This is a genomic window from Nonomuraea antimicrobica (genome assembly GCF_039536965.1).
Classification (GTDB): Bacteria; Actinomycetota; Actinomycetes; order Streptosporangiales; family Streptosporangiaceae; genus Nonomuraea; species Nonomuraea antimicrobica.
Genome location: NZ_BAAAZP010000084.1, coordinates 1 through 9,856, shown reverse-complemented (window position 1 = coordinate 9,856; position 9,856 = coordinate 1). Strand labels below are relative to the sequence as shown.

The following is a 9,856-nucleotide window of genomic DNA, read 5'->3' as shown; positions in this document are numbered from 1 at the left end:
GCGCCGTGGACGGCGCGGTGGACGGCGGGCACCTGGCCGCCGCGCAGGCGCGGGCGGCCCGTGCCGCCGCCGGTTCGTGGCGCGTACGCACCCCCGCACTCCAGGCGGGCAGCCGCTACGCCTACCGCTTCGTGGCAACGACGGGCGCGGGCGGGAGCCGGGCCACCCGCTGGTTCGAGGTGACAGCGGCGGCCTGGTCGGACACCGGCGGCAAGCTGGAGGTCTCCGGCGCGGACCGGGTCGTGCCGGGCAGCGTGCGCTGGCTGGCCGACGGGGACGGCGCGCTGCGGGTGCGCTTCGAGCTGGCGCTGGAGCCGGAGGAGCACGTGGTGGGCTTCGGCGAGCGGTTCGACGCCGTGGACCAGCGGGGCCGCGCCCTCGACGCTGTGGTCTTCGAGCAGTACAAGGCGCAGGGGCGGCACGGGCGTACGTACCTGCCGATGCCGTACGCGATGGTGGTGGGCGGCGCGGCGAGCTGGGGCTGGCACGCCCAGACCACGCGGCGCACCTGGTACGACGTCGGCGCCGCCCGGCCCGGCCGGATCGTGGTCGAGGCCGAGACCGGCCCGGACGGCGAGCTGGGCGTGCGCTTCTACCGTGGTACCCGCCCCGCGGACGTGCTCGGCGCGTTCCTCGACGACGTGGGCCGCCCCACCGAGCTGCCGTCGTGGGTGTTCCGGCTGTGGGCCAGCGGCAACGAGTGGAACACCCAGGAACGCGTGCTCGCCGAGATGGACCGGCACCGCGAGCACGGCATCCCGGTGGGCGCGCTGGTGATCGAGGCGTGGAGCGACGAGACGACGTTCACGGCGTTCCGCGAGGCCATGTACGAGCCGTCCGAGGAGCCCCACCGGCTGGCCGACTACACCTTCCCCGAGGACGGGCCGTGGCCGGACCCCAAGGGCCTGGTGGACGAGCTGCACCGCAGGGACGTCAAGGTGCTGCTGTGGCAGATCCCCCTGCAGAAGACGCGCCCCCATCCCCGCCACCAGGCCGCCGTGGACGCCCGGCAGCTCGTCGAGCGCGGGTACGGCGTACGCGAGGCCGACGGCCGCCCCTACCGCAACCGGGGCTGGTGGTTCCCGCTCGCGCTCATGCCCGACCTGTCCTCCCAGGAGGTCCGCGACTGGTGGACGGCCAAGCGCCGCTACCTGGTCGAGGAGGTGGGCGTCGACGGGTTCAAGACCGACGGCGGCGAGCACGCCTGGGGCCACGACCTGCGCTACGCGGACGGGCGCGACGGCGCGGCGGGCAACGGGCTGTTCCCCGTGCACTACGCCCGCGCGTTCGGCGACCTGCTGCGCGCGTGCGGCAAGGAGCCGGTGACGTTCAGCCGGGCGGGGTTCGCGGGCTCGCAGCCGCACGGCGCCTTCTGGGCCGGGGACGAGGACTCGACCTGGGAGGCGTTCCGCTCCTCGATCCGGGCCGGGATCACCGCCTCGGCCTGCGGGATCGTCTACTGGGGGTGGGACCTGGCCGGTTTCTCCGGGCCGGTGCCGGACTCCGAGCTCTACCTGCGGGCGGCCGGGGCGTCGGCGTTCATGCCGATCATGCAGTACCACTCCGAGTTCAACCATCACCGCCGGCCCACCAGGGACCGCACGCCGTGGAACGTCGCCGGGCAGACCGGGGACGAGCGGGTGCTCCCGGTGTTCCGGCGGCTGGCCGAGCTGCGGGAGCGGCTGGTGCCGTACCTGGCCGAGCAGGCGCGGGCGGCGGTCTCCGGCGGTGCGCCGCTGATGCGCGGCCTGTTCTTCGACCATCCCGGTGACCCGGAGGTCTGGCGGCATCCGCTGCAGTACCGGCTCGGCGACGCGCTGCTGGTCGCGCCCGTGACCGAGCCAGGCGTGACGGAGGCGCCGGTCTACCTGCCCGAGGTCGAGGGCGGCTGGGTGGACGTCTGGACCGGGCGGGAGCTGCCCGGCGGGCGTACGGTGCGCCTGCCCGCGCCCCTCGACCGCCCGCCCGTGATGTGCGCGGCGGCGCACTGGCCCCGCCTCTCCCCCGTGTTCACCACCTGAGCGGAGCGGTGTCCCCTATCCGTGGCGGCGGTGATCGGCGAGGACTTCGGCGATCACGTGCCGGTTGTCCGCCGCCTGTCCGGGGTCGGTGTCCAGGCTTCCCGCGAGCACGAGCAGGGCCTTCCACAAGGCCCAGCCGCGCGCCCGTGCCCAGGTGGCGTCGTCCGCGCCGATCGCCCGACGGAACGCCCGCCGGCTCTCCCCCGCGAACATCGTCCACGAGATCACCAGGTCGCAGGCCGGGTCGCCGACGCCCGAGGTGCCGAAGTCGATGACGGCGGTCAGCCGCCCGTCGGCCACCAGCAGGTTCCCGTGGGCGAGGTCGCCGTGGAACCACACGGGCCGCCCGCGCCACTCGGCGGCGACTGCGGCCTCCCACACGGAGGCGGCCAGGCCGGTGTCGACGTGCCCGCGCAGCGCGGACAGGCACCGCCTGGTCTCCTCGTCGTAGTGCGCGGGCGGGGTGCCCCGGTAGAAGCTGTGCTCCCCGGCCGGCGGGCCCCCGGCGGTGTCGCAGCGCTGGAGCGCGTGGACGAACTCCGCCACCGAGACCGCGAACCGCGCCAGGTCGTCGACGCGCCCCCGGCCGGCCGTCTCTCCGGGCAGCCAGCCGCGTACGGACCAGGGGAACGGGTATCCCTCGCCCGGCGCGCCCATGCCCAGGATCGGCGGCACGGCCACGGGAAGCGACGGCGCCAGGCGCGGCAGCCACTCGTTCTCCTTGGCCACCGCCGGAACGTAACCGGCGGCCGTGGGCAGCCGCACCGTCATGTCGTCACCCAGGCGGTAGGTGCGGTTGTCCCAGCCGTCGATCTCCACCGGCACGACCGGCAGGCCGGCCCACTGCGGGAACTGCGCGGCGATCAGCCGCTTCACCAGCGCGGCGTCGATTCCGGCGCGGCCGTCCACTGCAGTCGCGTTCATCCTTCGTGATCACCTCAGGTACGGATCTCGCACAGCCCGGTCGTTACCGGACCCAGCTCACAGCCTGGGCCGGGGGGCGGGCAACTGGTTTAGGCAGCGGGCAACCGCGATCGGAGCCCTGGACGTCAGGCGTGGGGGCCGAACGGGTCGGTGAGGTGGTCGCCGAGCGTACTGCGGCGATACAGCACCTGACGGCCCTGCCGGGCGCGGGTGACCAGCCCTGTGGCGTGCAGGACGCGCAGGTGCTGGGAGACGGCGCTGGCGGTGACCCGCAGGCGGCGGGCCAGCTCGACGGTCGGCAGCGGCTCGGCCAGCAGGCGCAGCAGCCGGGCGCGGGGCGCCCCGAGCAGCTCCGCCAGCGCGCCCTCGTCGGGGACCGGCGCCGGGGCCCACAACGTGGCCACGGCGCGGCTGGGATAGACCAGGCTCGGCGGCTCCTCGGGGTGGACCGGCGGGGCGGGCTTGTGGGCGAACACCGACGGCGTCAGCAGCAGCCCCCTCCCCGACGCCGCGACGTGGTGCCGGCCGATCATCTTCGCGATGTGCAGCACCCCCTCGTGCCAGCGCAGGTTCGGGTGCATGTCGGCGAAGAGCAGGCGGGCGCCGCCGATGGCCAGTCGCCGCGCCCGGTAGGTCATGTCGGCCTCCAGCACCAGCCGCATCCGGGGCCAGTCGGGTCGGATGGCCAGCTCCCAGTAGCGTTGCAGCAGCTCGCAGGCCGTGTCCCGGAACCTGGCGGCGGAGGCGTCGTCGGCGGGGATCGGCCCGGGGGCGAGCGCCGCCACCAGGTCGCGCCGTACGAGCGCAGGGGCCGCCCGGCGGACGATGGCCAGCTCCTCCCCGAACGCCGGAGCGAACGTCTCCGGCCGAGGGGTCAGGAAGTCCGGGAGCGCCAGTTTCTCCCCGACCAGGCCCATCAGCAGGCCGGTGTCGGCCGCGCCGAGCTTGGCGAGCACCGCCCTGCGCCACGGCAGGTGCACGACGTGCAGGCCGGGCTCGCGGAGCACGCGCAGGCTGAACACCGTCTCGGCCAGCGGGGAGATCGCGAACCGGGTGTCGGCCAGGTCTTCGACACTGAGCTCGAAGCTGATCATTAAGCCATACGCTACATCAACGCCGGACCGCCCGGCTCGCCGCCGTCCGGCTCCGTGGACGACGACAGGAGCGCGACAACCGTACGACAGGTCGGATCGTTGTACTGGAACCACGTGTCCAGAGACGAAGGAGGCACTGATGACATCGCCCGTCAACGTCGAGCCCGGCGTCGAGTACGTGACTTCCGCGTAAGAGATCCCAGGAAGAAGGTCCCAGTACGCGTGGGCAGGAGCGCATCGGCGTTCCTGCCCACGCGTTCGTCCGGCGAGGGGACCCCGGCTCATCGGTGGAAGGTGAAGCCGAACAGGCCCGGCTTGCCCACCGCGCACAGCCCCGAACCGTCCGGGAACCACGCGCAGTCGCGCAGCGCCCCGTCCACGACGATCACGGTGGCGCATTCCCCGGTGGCGGTGTCCCACACCCGCAGGCATCCGTTCACGGCCGTCGTGGCGAGCCAGGCGCCGTCGGGCGAGAACGCGGCGCCCGTCATTTCGTCGTCCAGCCCGAACCGTCCGGTCCGCACGCCGTCCAGGTCGAACAGCTCGACCGAGCCGAGCATCGTGACCGCCGCCGGCGTCCGCCCGCCGGGGGCGATCGCCACCCGCTCGACGGGCCCGTCGGCCGCCAGGTCGCCGCCGAGCCGGTGGCCTTCGGTGCTCCACCGCCGCAGGTACCGGCCCGCCGCGGTGAGGAGCCAGGTGGAGTCGGGCTGCGACGGCGGTGACCTCGCCGCCGGGATGGGTGAGGGTCCGCAACCTCGCGCCGTCCATCCGCGTGATCCACACCTCGTCCTGGTGGCCGATCGCCATCCAGGCGCCGTCCGGCGCGATCGCCACCGCGTCGAGGCCGGCCGTGCCCTGCGCGACTTCGCGGCGTACGGTGCCGTCGGCGTCGTGCAGCCGTACCGTGCCGTCGTCGGCGCCGCCGGTGAGCAGGGTCGCGCCGTCGGGCGCGATGGCCAGGTCGTTCACCCACACGTCGAGGCGGTCGGGGCGCGGGCTGCCGTCGGCGTTCCAGAGGGTGAGGCCGTCCGCTCCCGCGGTGGCCAGCCACGAGCCGTCGGGTGAGACGGCGACGGCGTGCAGGTCGGGGACGCGGCTCCGCTCGGTCACGGCGTCGGCCCGGAACGCGTCCCACACCCTGATCGTCCGGTCGTGACCGACCGAGGCCAGCCAGGTGCCGTCGGGGGCGATCGCCAGGCACTCGTAGCCTTGGTCCCGTCCCGAGATCGCGGCCCGCAGGGTCCCGTCGGCGTTCCAGAGCCACAGGAACCCCATGCCCGCGGCGGCCAGCCAGGTGCCGTCGGGTGCGATCGCGACGTCGTTCGTCTCCTTGCCGCGGCCGTCCAGGGTACGGACCATCGCGGGATGGGGCAGATCGGGCGGCGGCCAGCGGGACTCCAGCCAGGGCCCGTCCCGTCTCCCGCAACCACGCGTGGGCCTCCCCCGCCTTCCCTGGCATCTCGTGCAGCCGGGAGGCCAGGGTGGGCAGCGGGTCGGACCCGGTCTCCCGCGCGGCTTCGAGCAGGTGCGCGGCGGCGGTCACGGTACGCGCGAGCGAGACGGCCTCGGGGGTGCCCGCCTTCACCAGGTCGTCCGTCAGCCGCCGGGCCGCCTCCTTCCCCTGCAAGGCGGCGACGAGTTCGTCCAGGTCGAGCCGGTAGAACGGCTCGGCGTTCGCACCCCACAGACCGGCCGCCGCGTCCACCACGCCGTCGGCCCATCCCTCCCCGGAGGTGTCGCCGACGCGCGCCCAGCCGATCCCCTTGGGGAAACGTTCGGTCACCGCCGCCCGCCGCAGGGCGAGCGCGGCCACGGTGGTTTGTCCCAGTCCCCCGACGCCGTCCAGTCCTGGGGCCACCACGACGAGCCCGCCGTGCCCCGAGGTGAGGGCGGCGACCACCCGGTCGACCTCCACCGGGCGTTCGATCCACCCCTCCGCGTCAGGCGGCACCCGCGTCATCGGTCTCCTTCCCCGGGCCACGACTTCCCCGGGCCGCGACGGCCCTCCTCACCTCCCATCGGGTGGACGTTCCATGCCGGGCATGTCATCACTTTGGCGGTGAGCGATGTCTCTTCGCTTTCGCCGGCATGTCGCGGACGGGCCGATCGGCTCCCTCGGGGCCGGTCAGGGCTTCTGCGGGGCGTCGGGTGCGGGCTCCAGCATGGGTACGAGGAACTGCCTGGCCACGGCGGCGAGCCGCCCGTCGTCGTCAAGGTCGACGACATGGCTGGGGATCGCCAGGAACGAGGCGGAGATCCGGACCATCAGCTCGGCCACGAGGTCGGTGTCCAGACGGCCGGAGACCTGCCCCGCGCGCTGCTCGCGACGGAGCTGACCGGCGACGAACCGGCGCACGGTGGCCAGCGCCCGCCCCCCGTCAGTGATCATCGAGGGCACCAGCAGGTCGGGCTCCGCCGCGATCAGGCCGCCGATCAGCGGGCTGTCCCGGATGGCGCGCAACGAGCTGACGAAGCCCAGGACCACCCGGTCGGCGGCGGTGCCCGCCTGCTCGATGTCGACGAGGAACCGGTCGAAGTAGCGGCGGAACTCCCGACGCACGACGTGTACGACCAGCGCGTCCTTCGTGGCGAACCGCCGGTAGACCGTGATGCGCGAGACCTTGGCCCGGCGGGCGACGTCTTCCATGGTGGAGCGCCGGATGCCCATCCGGCAGAACTGCTCGTAGGCCGCGTCGAGGATGCGGGCACGGGTCTCGTCGAGGTCGTCGGCCCGTTCGACGGCGTCGGCGTACGCGCGCTCCAGCAGCGACTCCGCATCGGCCAGGAGCGCGGACAGCGCAGATTCCACGATCACCTCCCGCCCCTGATTCTGCCTCACTCCCCATCGGCCGCCCGCTCGGTCGTGGGATGCCCCGTTCGCGGATCACGGGCGGGGGATGTTGCGCAGGTTGGAGCGGGCGAGCTGGATCATGCGTCCGACGCCGCCGTTGAGCACGAGCTTGCTGGTGGTGGTCGCGAACCCGGCCAGTTGCCGCCCGGTGATGCGCGGGGGCATGGACAGCGCGTTGGGGTCGGTGACGAGGTCCAGGAGCGCGGGGCCGTCGTGGTCCAGGGTCTGGCGGATGGCGTCCCGCACGTCCTTGGGGTCCTCGACGCGCAGGGCGTGCGCGCCGGCGGCGCGGGCGATGGCCGCGTAGTCGGTGTGGGGGTAGGTGGTCCCGTACGGCGGGAAGCCGGCGACCAGCATCTCGGCGTCCACCATGCCGAGCGCGGAGTTGTCGAACAGCACCACCTTGACCGGCAGGTCGTACTGGACCAGCGTGAGGAAGTCGCCCATCAGCATCGAGAAGCCGCCGTCGCCCGACAGGGAGACGACCTGCCGGGTACGGTCGGCGAGCTGCGCGCCGATGGCCTGCGGCATGGCGTTGGCCATCGACCCGTGGTTGAAGGAGCCGAGCAGGCGGCGCCGGCCGTTCGGTGACAGGTAGCGGGCGGCCCAGACGGTGCACATGCCGGTGTCGGCGGTGAAGACCGCGTCGTCGGCGGCCTCGTCGTCCAGGAGCGAGGCGACGTACTCGGGGTGGATCGGGCGGTGCCGGTCGACGTCGCGGGTGTAGGCGGCGACGGCGCGTTCCAGGGTGTCGGCGTGCTTGCGCAGCATCTTGTCGAGGAAGCGGCGCTCGCTCTTCTCCCGCACCCGCGGCGTCAGCGCGCGCAGGGTCTCGCGGACGTCGCCCCAGATGGCCAGGTCCAGCCTGCACCGGCGGCCCAGGCGCTCGGGGCGGATGTCGACCTGGACGGTGCGTACGTGGTCGGGCAGGAACGCGGTGTACGGGAAGTCGGTGCCCAGCAGGAGCAGCAGGTCGGCCTCGTGCATGGCGTCGTAGGCGGCCCCGTAGCCGATCAGCCCGGACATGCCGACGTCGAAGGGGTTGTCGTACTGGATCCACTCCTTGCCGCGCAGCGCGTGGCCGACCGGCGCCTTGACGCGCTCGGCGAAGGCCATGACCTCCTCGTGGGCGCCGGCGGTGCCGTTGCCGCAGAACAGCGTGACCGCCTGCGCCTCGTCGACCATCCGGGCCAGCTCGTCGATCTCGGCCTCGCCGGGACGTACGGCCGGCCGCCGGGTGAGCAGGGCGGGGTCGGCCGTCCGCTGGGGCGCGTCCTGGCCGGCGACGTCGCCCGACAGGCTGACGACGGCCACCCCGCCGAGCCCGACCGCGTGCTGGATGGCGGTCTGCAGGACGCGCGGCATCTGCTCCGGGTGCGAGATCAGCTCCGAGTAGTGGCTGCACTCGGCGAACAACCGGTCGGGATGGGTCTCCTGGAAGAACGACGTGCCGATCTCGGCGCTGGGGATGTGGGCGGCCAGCGCCAGCACCGGCGCCATGCTGCGGTGGGCGTCGAACAGGCCGTTGATCAGGTGCACGTGGCCGGGGCCGCAGCTTCCCGCGCACGCGCACAGCCGCCCGGTGAGCTGCGCCTCCGCACCGGCCGCGAACGCCCCCGTCTCCTCGTGCCGCACCTGCACCCACTCGATCGCGGGGTGGCGGCGCACGGCGTCGGTGACGGGGTTGAGGCTGTCGCCGACCACGCCGTACAGGCGCCTGACCCCGGCCCGCGAGAGGAGGTCGACGAACTGCTCGGCGACGGTTTGCTTCGCCATGTGTCCCAATCCCCCCTGCCGCCGTGCCCGGCGATGGCCCCTCGGCTTCCGGCCACGTGGACGTCGGCCCGTACGCGCGTCCGCACCGAAGCCCTGCCCCGGCCCCGTTCCGGCACGCCGCGCCGCCGGTCATGAGGGGACCAAATCCGCGACGGGGTGTCGCGCGCCGACTCGATCGGCGACGGACGGTTATCGCCCAATGGCGCAGGGTAATGGTGTGGTGGCCGACCTCCCCCGTCACCGAGTCCCCTTCCGCCCCTTCCGTCGTCCGCTTCCGTCGGCTGTCCCGGCTCCCCCGCCGGGGCCGGAACCGGCACCCCCGCCGATCGCCCGATCGCCGGGATCGCGAACCGAATGGAGAGCCCTCATGTCCGTGTCGTCCCCCGCACGCCTGCGGATGCGCTTCGATCTCCTCGACGTGAACGCCAGCGGTGCGCTGACGTCCGCCGACCTCGCGCTCTTCGCCTCGCGCGTGCGTTCCGTGCTCGGCGTGCCCGCCGACGCGCCCAAGGGCAGGGCGCTGACCGAGGCGTGCCTGCGCTTCTGGGCAGGGCTGGCCGAGGCCGCCGACCAGGACCACGACGGGGAGATCAGCTTCGCCGAGTACTCCTCGTTCTCGCACGACGCCGCGTGGTTCGCCGAGTACGGCGAGGCGTACGCGGTGGCGGTGCCCGCCGTGTGCGACCTCGACGACGACGGCCGCATCGAGCGCGACGACTTCCTCGGCCTCCACAGCGCCGCCGGGTTCCCGCTGACGTACTCGACGAAGCTCTTCAGCGACCTCGACACCGGAGGCACCGGCCGGGTGAGCACGGAGGACTTCGCGCGGTTCCTCCGGGCGTTCTACACCGGCGCCGGCGACCTGCTCTGACGACGGCCGGGACTGCGCTCTCATGCTGGTGTGCGACGATCGCACGGTGAGCCGCGCCGAGTTGACGGCGCTGGCGGACGAACGGGCGGCCGGGCTCGCGGCCCACGGGATCGGGCACGGTGATCTCGTGGGGCTGTGCCTGCCCAACGGCCGCGAGTGGGTGGTGACGTACCTGGCGCTGGCCCGCCTCCAGGCGTGCTGCGTGCCGCTGAACGCGGCCTCCGCCGTCGCGGAGATCGCCCATGTGATCGGCGACTGCGGCATGCGCGCGCTGTTCCGGACGGCCGAGCGGGCCGAGCCGCTGGCCGAGACGTGC

9 protein-coding genes and 1 pseudogene are annotated in these 9,856 nt (G+C 73.7%); 4 read left to right on the top strand and 6 right to left on the bottom strand.

The features are described 5' to 3' along the window. On the top strand, positions 1 to 2,021 hold a 2,021-nt coding region (locus tag ABD844_RS22285; RefSeq protein ID WP_344881013.1), incomplete at its 5' end, for a glycoside hydrolase family 31 protein. A 15-nt stretch (positions 2,022 to 2,036) separates the two neighbouring features. Here ABD844_RS22285 and ABD844_RS22280 read toward each other — a convergent pair. The 4 genes and pseudogenes from ABD844_RS22280 to ABD844_RS53230 form a co-directional block, all read right to left on the bottom strand. Continuing rightward, a complete protein-coding gene (locus ABD844_RS22280) occupies positions 2,037 to 2,945 on the bottom strand; it encodes an aminoglycoside phosphotransferase family protein (protein WP_344881010.1) in 909 nt (302 codons plus the stop codon). Between the two features lie 125 nt (positions 2,946 to 3,070). Continuing rightward, complete coding sequence (locus tag ABD844_RS22275; RefSeq protein ID WP_344881007.1) at positions 3,071 to 4,039, bottom strand: ArsR/SmtB family transcription factor; 969 nt, start codon at positions 4,037 to 4,039, stop codon at positions 3,071 to 3,073. A gap of 281 nt (positions 4,040 to 4,320) precedes the next feature. Further along, positions 4,321 to 4,641, bottom strand: a complete 321-nt coding sequence (locus ABD844_RS22270; protein WP_344881004.1) for a WD40 repeat domain-containing protein — start codon at positions 4,639 to 4,641, stop codon at positions 4,321 to 4,323. Positions 4,642 to 4,966: 325 nt separating this feature from the next. Continuing rightward, positions 4,967 to 5,317: pseudogene (locus ABD844_RS53230) on the bottom strand (WD40 repeat domain-containing protein); the annotation flags it as partial. Positions 5,318 to 5,523: 206 nt separating this feature from the next. Between ABD844_RS53230 and ABD844_RS22260 the strand changes: the two are divergent. After that, positions 5,524 to 5,703: a hypothetical protein gene (locus ABD844_RS22260; protein WP_344880998.1), complete on the top strand. Its 180-nt coding sequence runs from the start codon at positions 5,524 to 5,526 to the stop codon at positions 5,701 to 5,703. Between the two features lie 464 nt (positions 5,704 to 6,167). Here the strand turns inward: ABD844_RS22260 and ABD844_RS22255 are convergent, their stop codons facing one another. Together ABD844_RS22255 and ABD844_RS22250 are read right to left on the bottom strand one after the other, a co-directional pair. Further along, complete coding sequence (locus ABD844_RS22255) at positions 6,168 to 6,851, bottom strand: TetR/AcrR family transcriptional regulator (protein WP_344880996.1); 684 nt, start codon at positions 6,849 to 6,851, stop codon at positions 6,168 to 6,170. 75 nt (positions 6,852 to 6,926) lie between these two features. After that, positions 6,927 to 8,669: a pyruvate dehydrogenase gene (locus ABD844_RS22250; RefSeq protein ID WP_344880993.1), complete on the bottom strand. Its 1,743-nt coding sequence runs from the start codon at positions 8,667 to 8,669 to the stop codon at positions 6,927 to 6,929. Between the two features lie 367 nt (positions 8,670 to 9,036). On the opposite strand from ABD844_RS22250, the gene ABD844_RS22245 reads away from it, so the two are divergent. Then, entirely contained in the window at positions 9,037 to 9,540 is a 504-nt protein-coding gene (locus ABD844_RS22245; RefSeq protein WP_344880990.1) for an EF-hand domain-containing protein, read from the top strand. Positions 9,541 to 9,562: 22 nt separating this feature from the next. Further along, the coding region (locus tag ABD844_RS22240; RefSeq protein WP_344880987.1) for an AMP-binding protein at positions 9,563 to 9,856 on the top strand (294 nt) is incomplete at its 3' end.